The sequence below is a fragment of the Paenibacillus sp. SER-28 genome (assembly GCF_052906305.1).
The window spans coordinates 1-19,952 of sequence record NZ_JBRECM010000022.1 but is presented as its reverse complement, the minus strand read 5'-3'; the positions used below and the strand labels follow the sequence as shown (position 1 = coordinate 19,952).

At 53.2% G+C, this 19,952-nt stretch carries 1 protein-coding gene; it reads right to left on the bottom strand.

What is annotated here, in order from left to right; all coding sequences use genetic code 11:
• The coding region (locus ACUYLD_RS25185; RefSeq protein ID WP_446676208.1) for a non-ribosomal peptide synthase/polyketide synthase at positions 1-19,952 on the bottom strand (19,952 nt) is incomplete at both ends.

Here is a 19,952-nt window from a genome sequence, read left to right as displayed (position 1 = left end):
AGTGGCAAGGTCTCCAGACGCATCAAGCGTGCAGGTACCATATGTGCTGGCAGTCCTGCTTCCAGCTCGGCCTGTACCTCCTCGATCCGCAGCTCGGCTTCTCCCGTGATGTATCCGCACAAGTACTTGTGTCCACGCTCATCCGTCCGGTCGATGACTACTGCTTGACGCACGCCTGGCACCCGCTGGATCGCCGTTTCAATCTCGCCCAGCTCGATCCGGTAGCCGCGGATTTTCACTTGATAATCCATCCGCCCGATAAAGTCTACATTGCCGTCCGGCATCCACCGCGCCAAATCGCCTGTGCGGTACAGTCGTTCACCTGGCACGAACGGATTGGCCACGAATTTCTCGGCGGTCAGGTCCGCACGATTCAGGTAGCCTCGTGCCACCCCGGCACCGCCAATGCACAGCTCGCCCAGCACGCCGATCGGCACCGGATTTAACTGGCTGTCCAAGATGTAAAACCGTGCGTTCAGCCACGCCTGACCAATCGGTACATTGCCGCTGCTTGGCAGCTTCGACAGCTCTTCGTCGTAGAAGCTAGAGTCGATTGCCGCTTCCGTGACGCCGTAGCTGTTCATAATGCGGATATCCGCGCCAAACCGTTCTTGCAGCACCCGGTAGTCTGTCACGCTGCAGCTATCCGAGCTGGTGATCAGCAGTTCCAGACTGCTCATGTCCAGTCCCTGTTCATACACATGCTGCATAAACGGTACGATCAGGGCCGGGGTCGATTCGAACACCGTAATCTGGTAGTCGCGAATCCAGCCATATAGACGGCTTGGATCAATCCGGTCATTTTTCGGACAAATGACCATCGTTCCGCCATTATAGAACACCCGTGCGATATCCCCGACGAACACGTCGAAGGAGAAGCTCGCCAGTTGCAACAACCGTACTGGGAACTGGTTCAGACGGTAATCCCGACGGTATGCCGCAGCCGTATTCACCAAACTGCGATGCTCAATCATGACGCCCTTCGGACGTCCCGTTGTACCGGAGGTGTAGATCACATACGCCAGATCCTGCGGTTCATTGATGTGATTGACGTCTGTGGTATCCCCGGTGTACAGTGACTCATCGTCCAACGCAAGTACGGTATGCAGACGCAACCCCGTTGCCGGTTCGGATGTTGCTTCGCTATCAGGTGGCGAATCTGCTGTTCCATTCAGGGTTCCATGGAGAGTACTTGATTCCATCGTCTCAGCGCCAGCCGCTGTTTCCAACTCGCCCTCAGTCTGCTCTCCGGCCAAGGCCTGTCGGCTTTCTTCCAGCCATACCTGTGCACGCTCCTGCAAGCCGATTTGGGTCAACAGTACCGTCGCACCGCTGTCCTCCAGCATGAAACGAATACGTTCGGACGGATAGTCTGCATCTAGCGGCACATATGCGCCTCCAGCTTTCCACACCGCCAATACGCCGACCAGCATGTCTACCGAACGTTCACTCAAGATGCCGACCATCGACTCGCGGCCAATACCTTCATTCCGCAGTCTACGGGCCAATTGGTTCGCACGCTCGTTCAGTGTGCGGTACGTAAGCTGCTGCTCTTCGTACACCACCGCCACGTGATCCGGTATAAGCTGCGCCTGTTCTTCCACATAGGTATGGAACAAGCCCCCTGCTTCAGCAGCAACATCCGATACTCCCACATCTCCAAAACCGTAGATGATTTGTGCCTTTTCCTCGACAGTCACCATATCCAAAGCTGCCAGTGGCTGCTGCGGATGAAGGGTAATTGCACGAACAAGTTCGGTAAAATGCTGTGCCAATCGCGCGATGGTCTCAGGCTTGTACAGCGCCGTGCTGTATTCCAGACTGCACAGAATGCCTTCCGGCTGCTCCACTGCATCCAAGGTCAGATCAAATTTGGCCGTATGATTGTCCGTCGGATACGTTTTAAAGGTCAGACCCTCCAGCTCGAACTCCTGCTGTTCAAATGTTTTCAGCTCAAACATCGTGTCAAACAGCGCATTCCGGCTCGTATCCCGCGTTAAATTCAGCTTTTCTACCAGTTCTTCAAAAGGATAATCCTGATGCTCATAAGCACTGAGCGCATGCTCTTTGACCTCTTGCAGATAATCCAGGAACGTTTTGTCGCCAGCCGGATAATTGCGGATCGCCAGCGTGTTGAGGAATACGCCTACCAAGCCCTCCAGTTCCGCATGCGGTCTTCCGGCAATCGGCGTGCCGACGATAATGTCCTCCTGCCCCGAATATTTATGCAAGAGCGTGCTATATGCGGCTAGCAACACCATGTATAAGGTGGAGCCGGTTTGCGCGGCCAGCTGTTTCAACTGCTCGCTGTCCTCCAGGCTGATCGCAAATTCCAATCGATCTCCTTCTAGACGCTGTACGGCTGGTCTTGCAAAATCTGTTGGCATATCCAGTGCTGGAATGTCACCAGCCATCGTGTTCAGCCAGTAGCTTTCCTGCTCACGAAGACGTTCACTTTGCATATCGGCATGCTGCCAAACCGCATAGTCCTTGTACTGAATGCGCAGGGGCGGCAGTTCTTTGCCTTCATACAATTGAGAGAACTCCTGCACGATAATGCCTTCAGTCACGCCATCCGAAATAATATGGTGCATGTCATAGAGCATGACGTGACGCTCCGGTCCGGTTTCCACCAACTGAACCCGCAGCAACGGTGCTTGTGCGAGATCAAATGCACGTACAAAGTCCTGTGCGTACTGCTGGGTCTCTTCTTCGCTTGCCTGCACATGCTCCACGTTGAATGCGACGCCCGATTCAATCCGTTGAATCACCTCGCCATCCACCATGTCGAATCGGGTTCGCAGGGCTTCATGACGGACAATCAGCTGGCGGAAGGCTTGCTCCAGTCGCGTTTTATCCAAGGAACCTTCAATAATCAAAGCGCCCGGCATATTGTAGCTAACCTCTCCGCCTTCCAGGTGACTCAGCACGTACATCCGTTTTTGCGCCGAGGAAACCGGATAATATGCACGTTCCTCCGCAACAGGGATGGATACATACGTTTGCTGTGTCTGATCTTCTCCCATCACCTGTACCAGTTGCTCAATCGTCGGATATTGGAAAATATCTCGCAGCGCCAGCTTGTAATTCAGCTCCTGATGGATTTTCGCCATCAGTGTTGTCGCGCGCAGAGAATGTCCTCCGACTTCAAAGAAATGGTCCTTAATACCGATCTGCGGATGATTCAGAACACTTTGCCAAATACGTACCAACTGCTCTTCCAGCAGTGTCCGCGGTGCCACGTACGCTGTGCCTCCTTCAAGGCGCGCTTCCGGCGCAGGCAACGCTTTGCGGTCAATTTTTCCGTTTGGTGTCAGCGGGAATTGATCCAGTTGTACAACATATGTTGGGATCATATAACCCGGCAGCTTGGGCTGCAGCATGTTACGCAGCTCGGGCAAATTCAGCGCCTCAGAGGCTACGACATACGCACACAAATCCTTGTCTCCATCTTCGTTTTCCCAGGCGGTGACGATGGCTTTCTGAATGCCGTCCACGGTCAGCAGCTGTGCTTCCACCTCGCCCAGTTCAATCCGGAAGCCCCGGATTTTGACCTGATCATCCATCCGGCCGATAAAGTCCACATTGCCGTCCGGCATCCACCGCGCCAAATCGCCTGTGCGGTACAATCGTTCACCCGGTATATACGGATTCGCTACGAATTTCTCGGCGGTCAGGTCTGCACGATTCAGGTAGCCTCGTGCCACCCCGGCTCCGCCAATGCACAGCTCACCCAGTACGCCGATCGGCACCGGATTCAGCTGGCTGTCCACGATGTAGAAGCGGGCGTTCAGCCACGCCTGGCCAATCGGCACATTGCCGCTGCTTGGCAGCTTCGACAGCTCTTCATCATAGAAGCTGGAGTCAATCGCCGCTTCCGTGACGCCGTAACTGTTCATAATGCGGATATCCGCGCCAAACCGTTCTTGCAGCACCCGGTAATCTGTCACGCTGCAGCTATCCGAGCTGGTGATCAGCAGTTCCAGACTGCTCATGTCCAGCCCCTGTTCATGCACATGCTGCATAAACGGTACGATCAGGGCCGGGGTCGATTCGAACACGGTAATCTGGTAATCGCGAATCCAGCCATACAAACGGCTAAAATCAATCCGGTCGTCTTTCGGACAAATAACTATCGTGCCGCCGTTATAGAGCGTCCGCGCGATATCCCCGACGAAGACGTCGAAGGAGAAGCTCGCCAGTTGCAGCAAACGTACCGGGAACTCGCTCAGACGGTAATCTCGGCGATACGCCGCAGCCGTATTCACCAAGCTGTGATGCTCAATCATGACCCCTTTCGGACGTCCTGTTGTACCGGACGTGTAAATGACATACGCCAGATCCTGCGGTTCGTTAATCGGCTCGATATCGGTGGTGTCTCCGATGTACAGCGACTCATCGTCCAGCGCCAGCATCGTATTCAAGCACAGTCCAGTTGCTTGTTCCAATGAGGCATTGCTTTCCTCCAGCCAGACCTGCGCGCGCTCCTGCAAGCCGATTTGCGTCAGCAGCACCGTCGCACCGCTGTCCTCCAGCATGAAACGAATACGTTCGGACGGATAGTCTGCATCCAGCGGCACGTACGCACCGCCGGCCTTCCACACCGCCAGTACGCCGATCAACATATCCACCGAGCGTTCACTCAAGATGCCAACCATCGACTCGCGTCCAACGCCTTCGTTCCGCAATCTCCGCGCCAATTGGTTCGCACGCTCGTTCAATTTCCGGTACGTAAGCTGTTGCTCCTCGTACACTACCGCCACGTGATCCGGTACAAGCTGCGCCTGTTCTTCCACAAAGGTATGGAATAAGGCTCCTGCTTCAGCAGCAGCAACATCCGATACCCCCACATCTCCAAAACCGTAGATGATTTGTGCTTTTTCCTCGGCAGGTACCATCTCCAAAGCTGCCAGTGGCTGCTGTGGATGCAGTGTAATTGCACGTATGAGTTCGGTAAAATGCTGCGCCAATCGCGCGATGGTCTCAGGCTTGTACAGCGCCGTGCTGTATTCCAGACGGCACAGAATGCCTTCTGGCTGCTCTATTGCATCCAAGCTCAGATCAAATTTGGCCGTATTATTTTCCAGCGGATATGAATTCAAGGTCAGACCTTCCAGCTGCAACTCCTGCTGCTCCAATGTTTTCAACTCAAACATCGTGTCAAACAGCGCATTTCGGCTCGTATCCCGCGTCAAATTCAGCTTTTCAACCAACTCTTCAAAAGGATAGTCCTGATGCTCATAAGCACTGAGCGCATGCTCCTTCACCTCTTGCAGATAATCCAGGAACGATTGGTCGCTAGACGGATAATTGCGGATTGCCAGCGTGTTGATGAAGACACCTACCAGACTCTCCAGTTCCGCATGCGGTCTTCCAGCAATCGGCGTGCCGACTACGATATCTTCTTGGCCTGTGTATTTATGCAAGAGCGTGGTGTACGCCGCCAGCAGCACCATATACAAGGTTGAACCTGTTTGCGAAGCCAGTTCTTTCAGGCGTTCGCTAACTTCACGCTCCAGTCCGAATTCGATCGTATCCCCTGCCGTACTCTGTACCGCCGGACGGGCAAAGTCGGTTGCCAGATCCAGCACAGGCACGCCGCCCCGGAAGGTACCCAGCCAGTACGCTTCCTGACGCTGCATCCACTCCTGGTGGGCTTCGCTTTGCTGCCATACCGCATAGTCTTTGTACTGAATCCGCAATGGTGATAGCTCTTCACCGCCATACAAGCGGACAAATTCATCGGTCAGCACCTCCATCGACACACCATCCGAAACGATATGGTGCATGTCGAGCATGAGCAGATGCTGGGATGCCTGCTCTGCTCCTTGTACGTCTAGATCCACCAAGCCTACCCGCAGCAGCGGTGCAGCTTTCAGATCGAACGGACGCACAAACTGTCGTACCCGTTCTTGTGCTTCCTGGCTGACCGTCGTGTCCGTAGCTGTAGCTGTGTCCTGATCTGTATCCGTAGTTGCACGCTCTGCTTGTACCTTCGTATATTCCACTTTGAACGGCACGGTGTCCTCAACCCATTGCATCGGCTCATTGTCCACCAGCTCAAAGCGGGTACGCAAGGTTGCATGGCGGGCGATCAGTTGACGGAACACATCTTCTACTCGTTTTACGTCCAGCGGACCGCTCACTTGCAGCACCGACGGCATGTTGTAGTTCACATCACTTGGATCAAACTGATGCAATACATACAGTCGTTTTTGCGCCGAAGATAACGGGTAGAAATTGCGTTCTTCCGTTACCGGAATGGACGCATATGTTACTTGATCGAGACCTTCCAGTACGACTGCTAGTTGCTCAATCGTTGGTGCTTCAAAAATACTGCGTAGTGGAAGCGGCTTGTTCAGCTCCTTGTGAATCTTCGAGGCCAGTGTCGTCGCCCGCAGCGAATGTCCGCCAATCTCGAAGAAGTTTTCCTTCACGCCGACCTGCGTGAGACCCAGCACATCCTGCCAAATTTGTGCCAGCTTCACTTCCACCCACGTCCGCGGTGCGACATAATCGGCTCCGGTTTGCAGGCTGACTTCCGGTGCTGGCAGGGCTTTGCGGTCAATTTTGCCATTTGGACTCAGCGGCATTTGCTCCAGCTGTACAAAGTACGACGGCACCATGTAGCTTGGCAGCTCCCGGCCCAGCTCACTTCTCAGCTCACTGGCACCCATTTCTTGCCCGGCGACATAGTACGCCACCATTTGTTTTTGTCCCGTTTCATCCGCACGCGCCGTGACCACGACTTCTCGTACCGATTCCACTTGGAGCAGCTGCGATTCGACCTCGCCCAGCTCAATTCGGTACCCGCGGATTTTCACTTGATGGTCGATCCGGCCCAAATATTCAATGTTGCCGTCCGGCATCCATCTCGCCAAATCGCCTGTGCGGTACATCCGTTCATAGCCGGCTTCCCCGCCAGCAAACGGGTCGGCTACGAATTTCTCGGCCGTCAGCTCTGGACGGTTCAGGTAACCGCGGGCTACACCTACACCGCCGATGCACAGTTCTCCTGCAACCCCGATCGGCTGCAATTGCTCCGTGCCTTCCTTCACGATGTACAGACGAATATTCTGAATCGGTTTCCCGATCGGAATAACTCCATATTCCCCATCCGGTTCACAATCAAAGTACGATACGTCCACCGTCGCTTCGGTTGGTCCATACAGGTTGATCAGTTTCGCTCCAGCCAGGCTCGACACAAGCCGCTGGAACCGGGCCACATGCTGTGGTGGCAACGCTTCGCCGCTGGCAAAGACATGGCGCAGCGTGCCCAGCTTCGCTTGTATCACTTCCCGTGGCTGCTGCTCCACGTACTCCAGGAACGCATGCAGCATGGCGGGAACAAAGTGCATCGTGCTCACGCCATCGCGGGCAATCGTGTCGACGATGTCTTCCGGGTTCTTTTCCCCGCCTACCGACAGCAAGCTCACCTTCGAGCCAACTAGCGACCACCAGAACAGCTCCCACACCGACACGTCGAACGTGAAGGCGGTCTTTTGCAGGATCGTATCCTCTGCACTCAAGCCGTAACGGTCATGCATCCACAAAATCCGGTTCAGCACGGAATGGTGTTCGACCATAACGCCCTTCGGTTTTCCAGTCGAGCCGGAGGTGTAGATCACGTAGGCTACATGACGCGAACCCGCCAGTGGCTCCAGATTCGAGCCGTCTTCGTGGTACATGTCCTTGCCACCCAGCACCGGACGATCCAACACCAGCACCTTGCCGTCGAAGCTCAGCGACGCCTGTTCAGCCAAATGCGATTGCGTCAGCACCAGCTTCGCTTCCGAGTCCTCCAGCATGAAACGGATCCGGTCCGCCGGATATTCTGGATCAATCGGCACGTAGGCTCCGCCTGCCTTGAGGATCGCATAGATGCCCACGATCATGTCCAGCGAGCGCTGTACCAGAATGCCTACTGGCTGATCCGGTTTCACTCCTTCCGCACGCAGCGTCCGCGCCAGACGATTCGCCCGCTCGTTCAGCTCGCGGTAGGTCAACGTCTCTGCTCCAAACAGCACCGCCACCTGATCCGGTGTTCGTGCCGCCTGTTCCTCGAACAGCGCACTTAACGTCTGCTCCTGCGGATAAGCTGCCGCCGTATCCCCCCAGACCTGAACGATCTGTGTTTGTTCTTCTGGTGTTACCAATTCCAGTTCATTCACACGGATATACGGATTATTCACGATTTGCTCGATGACATGCAGTACATGTCCCTGCATTCGCTCTATCGTAGACCGATCGTATACATTGGCGTTGTATCTGAACATGATGCGGAAAAGCTCATCTGGCATCACAATCAAGTCCAGATCATAATTCGTTTGCTCGACAACCTCTACATTCGTAATTTCAAAAGCGGACGGACGAACTTCACTAAGCTGCTCAACTTGCTCCTCTACCGGATAATTCTCAAATACCATAATGTGGTTAATCAAGTTCTGTTTCTGCTCGGTCAATGCCTGAATTTCATACAGCGGGAAGCTGTCATAGGCTCCCGAGGCCAGTGCCTGTTCCTGCGTTTTCCGCATCACTTCCACAAAAGTGGCATTCCGTTCACTTTGAATCCGCACCGGGATCGTATTAATGAACAAACCGATCATATGCTCTACGCCAGCAATATCCGTCGGACGTCCAGATACGACACTACCGAAAATAACATCCTCGTTGTTGTTATATTTCTGCAAAATAAGGCCCCACACGCTCTGCATCAGCGTATTAATCGTGACCTGCTGCTGCTTCGCAATCCGGTGTATGGCTTCGCTCCACGTTGGGTCCAGATCAACCGTCATTTTTTCAGAAATATATTCGCTAGTCTCACTGGCAATAGTGGATGGAACATGTTCCTTTTCTTTTTCCTTGCTGTCCGGCGTTGGCTCCTTCCATAAAGTATCCGATCCAGGTAACAACGTCTGCTGTTCAAAGCCCGCCAAATAGCTGCTCCAGTACTCTTTTGCCGCACGTTCATCCTGACGCTCTAGCCATTCGATATATTGACCATACGGTGTAATCGCTGCAAGCTCCGGCTGCTTCTGCTCCAGCAGCGCAAAGTACGTACCAAACACTTCACCCGTAACGAGCGATAAGCACCAGCCATCCATGACAATATGATGGAAGCTCCATACCAAATGATACGTTTCTTCATGGGTCTGCAATACCTGTACGCGCATGAGTGCATCCGTACCGAGATTAAAGCCCCTAGCCTGGTCCTCTTGCTTAAACGCCTGGATATACGCCTGTTGCTCCGCTTCCTGCATTTCCCGTATATCCTGGAAAGAAAGGTCGCTATCTTTGTGACGGAATACGATCTGCAATGGCTCCTGACTGTGTCCTGTCTCAAACATATGGAAATTTGTCCGCAGCGCTTCATGACGCTGTGTCAGTACATCCAGACTCTTGCGGAAAAGTTCAACATCAAAGCTTCCTTTTTGATCAAACGAGGCTTGCTGGAAGTAGGCGCCTGACTGCGGCTCCATTAGATTATGGAACAGCATCCCCTTCTGCATAGGCGAGAGAGCATATACATTTTCCAGTTCACCTACAGAAGCCGTTTGCTCCGTCAATTGTTCCAGCTGCCCAAGCGTCAAGCCTTTGAACAATACATCGCTTGGTGTTAGCTCACTCCGCTCTTTGGAGGCACAATGAGCGATCACTTCCTGCAAGCTTTCCTGCAGCAACTGCGCAAATTTTTCTACATTTTGCTGATGATATACCTTACTGTCATAGCGAATTTCCAGTGTCAGCGCGCCCGCTGTAATCATTCCGTTCACATTCAAAGGATGCTCCAGTACGGTATGGTCACTCATCGGCTCTCCACCTGGATGTGAAGACAGCGTAATATCCCCATTTTCCAAGTCCTGATCAAATTGTCCTAAATAGTTAAAGCTAATTTCAGGCTGCAGGGTCCAGGAAGGATGGGCATCATGCTGAGACATATATTTTAAAATGCCGTAGCCAATACCCTTATGCGGCACATGGCGCAGGTCTTCCTTCACCCGCTTGATTCGCTGCCCGACTGCTGCCTTTCCGTCCACATCCAGCAGCACCGGATACTGACTCGTAAACCAGCCCACGGTACGCGTGATGTCGATATCTGGAACAATGGCTTCCCGGCCATGTCCCTCCAGATTGACCAGCACACGCTCCTGACCGCTCCAGTTATATACCGCTGTGCCGAGTGCGGTTAACAGCAGATCATTGACCTCGGTGTGGTACGCACGGTGTGCTTCCTGAAGCAGCAGTCGTGTTTCCTGTTCGCTCCAAGCCACGGTCACCGTCGCAGTGTCTCTGATTAGAGAATGTTGTCCCTCCGCTCTCTCTTGATCCTTAGGCAACGATGCGACTTCCATTTGAGCGAGATGCTGCCAATATTCGCGTTCATTTTCGATCGCCGGACTATTCGCATATTGAGACAAGCGCTCTGCCCAAGCAGAGAAACCGTCCGTTTTATAAGGCAGGCGAATCGCTTCTCCTCGAACGGCCTGCTCATATCCCGTGGCAAAATCCTCAAACACAATCCGCCACGAAATCCCGTCTATGACCAAATGGTGAATGGCAATCAGTAAATGATCTCCATCCATGCAGCGGAAAAGTCCCAGCTTCACCAGCGGTCCTTCGTCCAGACGAATGGAACTTTGGATGGCATTGGCTTTCATTTCAATGGCTGCTGCAACATCTGTAATGTTTTGCACATCCGTCAGATCAACAACGTCCAGACTGTACAGCTCGCCTTCGTCCAAACCGCGATTCCACGCTTCATAGCCCTGTTCGGTCTGACGGAAGACCATACGCAAAGCATCATGATGCTCCGTTACCTTGGTCACCGTTTCACGCAATGCGGCTTCATCGAAGCCTTGTGCTCTATACAGCATCACCGACTGGTTGAAATAATGCGGCTCTGCTGAGGTTTGTCCAAAGAACCATTGTTGAATCGGAGTCAGCTTGACGCTTCCCGAAACCACGCGTTGATCGGCTGTGCGGCTGACCTTGTGTACATGACCGCTCAGCAACGAGACGGAAGGATATTGGAACAAATCCTTCATGTCCAGCTTGTAGCCCGCTTGCAGCAAACGGGAGGATACCTGGATCGCTTTGATCGAATCGCCGCCCAAATCAAAGAAATTATCCAGAATTCCGACTCTCTTCGCTCCTAATACAGCCTGCCAAATCGAAGCCAAAGTCTGCTCCAGCGCTGTGCGCGGCTCTGCATAATCCGCTCCGCTTTGCAGGCTGCCTTCTGGTGCCGGCAGGGCCTTGCGGTCGATTTTACCGTTCGGTGTCAGTGGCATCTGCTCCAGCTGTACCAAATACGAAGGCACCATGTAGTTTGGTAGCTCCTCGCCCATTAAGCTGCGCAGCTCACCAGCGCTTACTTCCCGTTCAGCAACATAGTACGCCACCAGTTGGTTTTGCCCCTGTTCGTCCGCCTGGGCCAGTACGATGACCTCTTGTACGTCTTCCACTTTCAAAATTTGTGCCTCGACCTCACCCAGCTCGATCCGGTAGCCCCGGATTTTCACCTGATGGTCGATCCGGCCCAAATATTCGATGTTGCCGTCCGGCATCCATCTCGCCAGGTCACCCGTATGGTACATTCGCTCATACCCTGCTTCGCCAGCCGCAAACGGGTTAATTACAAATTTCTCAGCCGTCAGCTCTGGACGATCCAGATAACCCCGGGCCAGACCCGGACCGGACACGCACAGCTCACCCGCTACGCCTACCGGAGCCAAATGTCCATGCACATCCAGCATGTATACCCGATGATTCGGCACAGGGCGTCCGATGGAAATCAGTTGTCCGGCTCTCTCATCCTCGGATACGGGCCAAATCGACGTCGCCACCGAGTTTTCGGTGGGACCGTAGCCGTTGTAGTACGCCACTTGATCCTTCCACTTGTATACCAGCTCGGTTGAGGATGCTGAACCCGCCGTAAACAGAATACGCAGGTGTGGCATCCGCTGCGGATCCAGATAGACCGCATAGGTCGGCGGCAAAGCGGCCACCGTGATGTGATGATCCGCCATATATTGCTCAAACCGCTCGTAGTTCAAAATCGTCTCTGTCGTTGGCACATACAACGTGGCTCCGCAGAACAGCGCCTGGAAGATTTCCCAGCAAGCCGCATCAAACGAATAGCTGGCGAACAGCAACGCATGATCCGACGTACGGATCTTGAGCGTCTGATCAAAATACGTTTTCAAATTGCACAGCCCGTGATGCTCCAGCATCACGCCCTTCGGCTGCCCCGTTGTACCCGACGTATAAATGACATAGGCTAGATCGTTCGGACCGGACCACGGCTCCAGATTGGAACCATCCTCGTGGTACACCGTTTGCTCCCCATCCAACACCAGCACGTGACCGTCGATAGCTGCTTTGTCCACCAGATGGCTTTGCGTCAACAGCAGCTTCGCACCCGAGTCGTCCAGCATGTAGCGGATACGCTCCTCTGGATAGGTCGGATCGATGGGGACATATGCACCCCCGGCTTTTAAAATCCCGAAGATACCTACGATCATGTCCACCGAACGCTCAGTCATCAGACCCACCAGACGATCCTTCGTCACGCCTTGACTACGCAAGGTACGAGCTAATCGATTGGCGCGTGCATTCAGTTCACGATAGGTCAGCGCTTCTCCTTCAAAGAACAATGCTGTCTGCTCCGGCGTCTGCGCAGTTTGCATTTCGAACAAGCCGTGAATCGTTTGCTCGTTTGGATATGCTACCGCTGTATTGCCCCAAACCTCAACGATTTGCTCACGTTCCTGCGTGGTTACCATATCCAGCTCATGCACCCGAATGTCCGGCTTCGCTGTCACCTGTTCCAGCAGCTGCACCAGGTGACCTCGAATTTGCTCTACACTTTCCCGTTCAAAGGCCAAGGCATTATACCCAAAGCTCATATGAATGGTGTTCCCCGGCAATACCACCAGGTTAAAGTCATAGTTGGTCTGCTCGACAGACTGAGCTCCGGTGATACTGAAGTTGGACTCATCTCCGTTGCCTAATTGCTCCAATTGTTCCTCTACCGGATAGTTCTCAAAAATAAGAATATGATTGATCAAATCCTGCTTAAGCTCCGATAGCCCCTGAATTTCATACAACGGGTACGTATCATAGGTATGGGAAGCAATCGATTGCTCTTGGGTTTGCTTCATCACGTCTGAGAATAAGCTGTCCACTTGACTGCGGATGCGTACAGGAATGGTATTGATAAACAGACCAATGATGTGCTCCACATTCGGAATGTCTGCCGGACGTCCAGATACCACGCTGCCAAACACCACATCATCTGTGCCATTATACTTTTGCAGCAAAAGGCCCCAAACGGTCTGCATCAACGTATTGATCGTTACCTGATAACGCTTGGCTACGCGCTGAATGCCTGCCGTTAGATCCGCGCCCAAGTCAAAATCCAGACGCTCCGCCTGATATTCCGTTTTGCCTTGAATTTTAGCCTGCGGCAGGCGGGACTGTTCCTCATATCCTTCCAGAACCTTGCTCCAGTAACCTGATGCAGCCTGACGATCCTGCTGTTCCAGCCATTCAATATATTGACTGTACGGCGTTACAGGGGCCAGTTCAGGCTGCTTATGAGCCAGTATCGCAAAATAACTCGCAAACACTTCGCCTGTCACCAGCGACAAGCACCAGCCGTCCATCACGATATGATGGAAACTCCATACAAAACGGTACGCATCCTCACCTGTGCGCAAAACAGCCACACGCATCAAAGCATCTTGCGCCAGATCAAAGCCTCTTTGCTTGTCTTTGCGCGTATATTCGAGGATGTACTCGTTTTGCCGCTCTTGCTCCATATCCCGCAAATCCTCTACATACAGTTCGCTGCGCTTATTCCGATACACGACCTGCAGTGGTTCATCTTTCCAGCCACTGTAGAAGTTCGTGCGCAGTACCGTATGCCGCTGCACCAATACATCCAAACTTGCCGCAAATGCAGCGATATTAAAATGTCCTCGCAGATCAAAGGAGGCCTGTTCAAAATATGCTCCCGATTGCGAATCCATCAGATTGTAAAAGAGCATGCCCTTTTGCATCGGCGTCAGCGCGTATACATTTTCCAGCTCACCGGTATGTGCCGCCTGTTCCGCAATTTGTTCCAGTTCTCTAGTCGTCAGACCTTTGAAGGACACATCACTCGGCGTCAGCTCTGGCTGTTCCTGAGCGACGCAATGCGCAATCACCTCTTGCAAAGCGGATTGCAGCAGGCTCGCCACACGTTCCAGCGTTTCTTGGCGATACTGCTTACGGCTGTAAGCAATCGTCAAGCGCAGCGTGCCTTCCGAGATCATTGCATTCAAATCCAGCGTATATTGCAGCGGTGAATGGGCATCCTCTGTCTCCCCTGCGCTATAGGATGACCATGTGATTCCACTGTTTTGCACATCCTGATCGACCTGTCCCAAGTAGTTAAAGCTGATTTCCGGTTCTGCTCCAATCGCCTGCGCTTCACCTGATGCAGACGCAGGAGATAAGTAGCGCCATGTGCCATAGGTCAGCCCTTTATGCGGAATGCGGCGCAGACCTTCCTTCGTTTCTTTAATCCGCTGGGCCAGCGTCAGGTTGACATCTGTGTCCAGCAGCACCGGATACAAGCTCGTAAACCAGCCTACTGTACGTGTAATATCCACCTCTGGCAGGATTGCTTCCCGGCCATGTCCCTCCAGATTCACCAGCACCTGTCCGGCGCCTGTCCAGTTGTGCATCGCCAATCCTAACGCGGTCAATAGCAAATCATTGACCTCGGTGTTATAAGCGCGATGGGCCTGCTTTAGCAGTTGCTCCGTTTCAGCCTCGGTCCACTCCACCGTCAACACTTCGCTGTCTGCATTCAAGGAACCCTCGTAGGCGAAATCCTTAGGCAGCGGTGCCGCTTTCGCTTTGGCCTGTTCCAGCTGCTGCCAGTAGGCTTCATCCGATGCAGCCTCTGGACGGTTGGCGTAAGACGACAACTCCCGTGCCCATGCTTGGAAGGAATCCGTTTTATAGGGCAATCGTACAGGCTCGCCTTTGATCGCCTGTTCGTAGCCTGTCGAGAAATCTTCAAACAGAATCCGCCACGATACCCCGTCCACCACCAAATGGTGAATGGCTATGAGCAAATGATCGCCCTCGGCTGTGCGGAACAATCCCAGCTTGACCAGAGGTCCTTCGGACAGGTGGATGCTGCTTTGAATTTCACTTGCCTTCGCTTCCAGCGCTTCCGCATAGGCTGCTTGTTCACGGTAGTCTGCGGTTTCCAGCGTATACAATGCGCCTTCATCTACACCGCGTGTCCAAGCCTCGTAACCGGATGAAGCCTGACGGAAAACCGTACGAAGCGCATCATGATGCTTCACAATATGATCCATGACTTGGCAAACTGCCGTCTCATCAAAGCCCTCGGCACGATAGAGCATAACTGCCTGATTAAAGTGCTGCGGACGTTCGCGCTCCTGCGCAAAGAACCAATGCTGGATCGGAAGCAAAGCAGTTTCCCCGCTCACTTCTCCTTGATCTGCCATACGACTGACCACATGCATATGCGGTGCCAGTGCTTCCACCGTTGGATACTGGAATAAATCCTTCATGTCCAGCTTATAGCCAGCCTGGAACGCACGGGATGCGATTTGGATCGCCTTGATCGAATCGCCGCCCAGATCGAAGAAATTGTCCAAAATACCGACAGTCTGTAGTCCCAATACCGACTGCCAGACCGCTACTAGAGCGCGTTCTTGAGCAGTACGCGGCTCTGCATAATCCGTTCCGCTTTGTAGGCTGCCTTCTGGTGCCGGTAGGGCCTTGCGGTCAATTTTGCCATTTGGACTCAGCGGCATCTGCTCCAGCTGTACAAAGTACGATGGCACCATGTAGCTTGGCAGCTCTCGGCCCAGCTCACTTCTCAGCTCGCTGGCGCCGAGCTCTTGTCCGGCGACATAGTAGGCCACCATTTGTTTTTGGCCCGTTTCGTCTGCACGAGCCACGACGACCGCTTCTCGTACCGATTCCACTTGGAGCAGCTGCGATTCGACCTCGCCCAGCTCAATCCGGTACCCCCGGATTTTCACTTGATGGTCGATCCGGCCCAGATATTCAATGTTGCCGTCCAGCATCCATCTCGCCAAATCGCCTGTGCGGTACATCCGTTCATAGCCTGCTTCCCCGCCGGCAAACGGATCGGCTACGAATTTCTCCGCCGTCAGCTCCGAACGATTCAGATAGCCTCGGGCTACGCCCACACCGCCGATGCACAGCTCCCCTGCAACCCCGATCGGCTGCAATTGCTCCGTGCCTTCCTTCACGATGTACAGACGAATATTTTGGATCGGTTTTCCGATCGGAATAACTCCATATTCCTCATCCGGCTCGCAATCGAAGTACGATACGTCCACCGTCGCTTCGGTTGGGCCGTACAGGTTGATCAGCTTCGCTCCAGTCAGGCTCGACACAAGCCGTTGGAACCGTGCCACATGCTGTGGCGGCAACGCTTCGCCGCTGGCAAATACGTGGCGCAGCGTGCCCAGCTTCGCTTGCATCACTTCCTGTGGCTGCTGCTCCACATATTCTAGGAACGCATGCAGCATGGCAGGTACAAAGTGCATCGTGCTCACGCCATCGCGGGCAATCGTGTCGACGATGTCTTCCGGGTTCTTTTCCCCGCCCACGGGCAGCAAGCTCACCTTCGAGCCGACCAGCGACCACCAGAACAGCTCCCACACCGACACGTCGAACGTGAAGGCCGTCTTTTGCAGGATCGTATCTTCCGCACTCAAGCCGTACCGATCATGCATCCACAAAATCCGGTTCAGCACGGAATGGTGCTCCACCATCACGCCCTTCGGTTTTCCCGTGGAGCCGGAGGTATAGATGACATAGGCTACATGGTGTGGCCCAGCCAGTGGCTCCAGATTCGAGCCGTCTTCGTGGTAAATGTCCTCGCGATCCAGCACCAGCACCTGGCCGTCGAAACTCAGTGAGGCTTGCTCCGCCAAATGCAATTGCGTCAGTATCAGCTTCGCACCCGAATCCTCCAGCATAAAGCGGATGCGGTCCGCCGGATAGTCTGGATCGATGGGTACATAAGCTCCGCCTGCTTTGAGGATCGCATAAATGCCTACGATCATGTCCAGCGAACGGTGAACCAGTATGCCTACAGGTTGATCCGGTTCAACACCTTCCGCACGCAGCGTCCGAGCCAAACGGTTCGCGCGCTCATTCAGCTCAGCGTAGGTCAACGATTCCGCTCCGCACAACACGGCCACCTGATCCGGTGTTTTCGCTGCCTGCTGCTCGAACAGTGCACTTAGCGTTTGATCCTGCGGATAGGCTGCCGCCGTATCCCCCCAGACCTGAACGAGCTGTGCCTGTTCTTCCGGTGTCACCAATTCCAGCTCATTCACACGGATATGCGGATTATTCACGATTTGTCCGATGACATGGTCGATATGGCCCTGGATACGCTCCATGGCAGACCGGCTATACACGAGCGCATTGTATTCAAGCAGGATAGAGATATCCTCATCAGGCACGACAATCAGGTTAAAATCGTAGTTGGTTTGCTCGGCAAGTGCCACATTGGCAATCGAGAAGCCTGTTTGTGCCTTTGTCTCGCCGGAACCGCCCATCTGCTTCATCTGTTGCCCGATCGGGTAGTTTTCAAAGACCATAATGTGATGAATCAGGTCTTGTTTTTGTTCAGTCAGTGCCTGGATATCGTACAACGGGAACGTATCATAGACACTGGAGGCCAAAGCCTGTTCCTGGGTGCGCTGCAATACTTCAGCAAATGTAGCATCCGGTGCACTGCCAATGCGTACTGGAATCGTGTTGATAAACAATCCGATCATGTTCTCCACGCCTGGAAGGTCTGCCGGACGACCGGATACCACACCACCAAACACAACATCCTGATTATTATTGTATTGCTGTAAAATAACGCCCCAAACGCTTTGCAGCAATGTGTTAATCGTGACATGTTGTTGCTTGGCGATTTGGTTTAATGCCGCAGTCCGTTCTTTACCCAGCCTAAAGGGCAGCTTTTCCGAAACATAGCCGGAATGGGAACCCGCACCGCTTCCGTCTGATTCTTCATTGCGTGCGACGACAGAAGCTTGTGCGTTTTCACCAGGCAACAAGGTTTGCTGCTCAAAACCTGCCAAATAGTCACTCCAATAACGGGTCGCTTCCTGTGCATCCTGTTGTTCCAACCATTCGATATAGTCACTATACGGGTTGACAGGTGCCAGCTCTGGCTGCTTGTGCTCCAGCAGGGCAACATATGCCCCAAATACTTCGTCCGTCATCAGGGACAGGCACCATCCGTCCATCACAATATGATGGAAGCTCCATACAAAACGGTATGAGCTTTCACCCGTGCGGAAGACGGCTACGCGCATGAGCGCATCCTTGCTTAGATTAAAGCCTCGAGCTTTATCCTGAGCCACAAATTCAGCTACAGCGTGTTCACGCCCTCTGACATCCTCATAACGGAAGCTCGGATTTTTATGACGATAGACAATCTGCAACGGTTGACCATACCAGCCGCTGTAGAAATTCGTCCGTAATATAGCATGCCGGCTAACCAGCAGCTTCAAACTTTCCTCGAATAGGGATGGTTCAAAGTGGCCCTCTAGATCAAAGGTCGCCTGTTCAAAATACACGCCTGTTTCTGCATTCATCAAACTATGGAACAGCATACCCTTTTGCATAGGGGTCAAGGGATACACATTTTCCAATTCCCCAACCGTCTTGGTCTGCTCGATAATCGTATCTAATTGCTCCAGGGTCAGACCTTTTAGCAATACATCACTTGGAGTCAATTCAGTCCGCTCCCGTGTGACACAATGCTCGATCATTTCAAGCAGATTGGATTTCAGCAGATTGGCTAGCATGTGGACGGTGTCCTTACGGAAGGCTTTGCCGTTATACCGAATGTCCAGTTCCAGGATGCCGTTCGTTACGATCCCGCTCACATCGAGAGCATATTTCATCTTCGTCCGGTCACTAACGACCGATCCAATTGAGTAAGGAGACCTACGCATATCGCTGTTTTGTAAGTCCTGATCCAGCTGTCCGAGATAGTTAAAGCTTACTTGTGGCTCGGCAAAAGCTTGCTGTTGACCAAGGTTCAGTGTATTTACTTGCTGACTGGCGACTTGGCCGGATTCACTCAGATGTCTCCAGATTCCGTAGCCCATTCCTTTATTGGGGATATGGCGCAGACTCTCTTTGACCCGTTTGATGCGTTCCGACCAAGCGTGATTGCGACCGATGTCCAGCAATACCGGATATGGACTCGTAAACCAGCCTACCGTACGAGAAAGGTCCGTATCCGGCAAAATGTTCTCACGCCCGTGTCCCTCTAAACTAATCAGGCTGCGTTCATGACCCGTCCACGTGTACAGCATCATGCCCAGTGCAGTCAGAAGCAGATCGTTCACTTCCGTGTTATATGCGCGGTGTGCTTGCTTCAACAGCCGTTCAGTCTCTTCTTCCGTAAGCTGGACGACCACTGTATCCGTGTCAGCCAAGGTAAAGGGCTCAGCCTGCGCTTGATCCTCAGGTAAACGTACTTGGTCAGCCCAAGCAGCTGCGTTCCATTGCTCCCAATAGGCGTGTTCACTGTCCATGGCTGTGCTATTCGCATAGGTGGAAAGTTTTTGTGACCAGGAACGGAAGGAATCCGTTTTGTCCGGCAGCTGAAGCACTTCCTGATGAACGGCCTGTTCATAGGCAGTAGCCAAATCCTCAAACAAGATACGCCAGGATACCCCGTCCACGACCAAATGGTAAATCGCCATCAGGAGATGGTCCCCATCTGCACAGTGGAACAAACCCGCCTTTAACAGCGGTCCTTCATACAGCTGGATACTGCTTTGAATTTCATTGGCTTTCGCCTCAATTGCCGCGCTGAGTATGGCTTTATCCGTCAAATCCCTAAAGTCCAG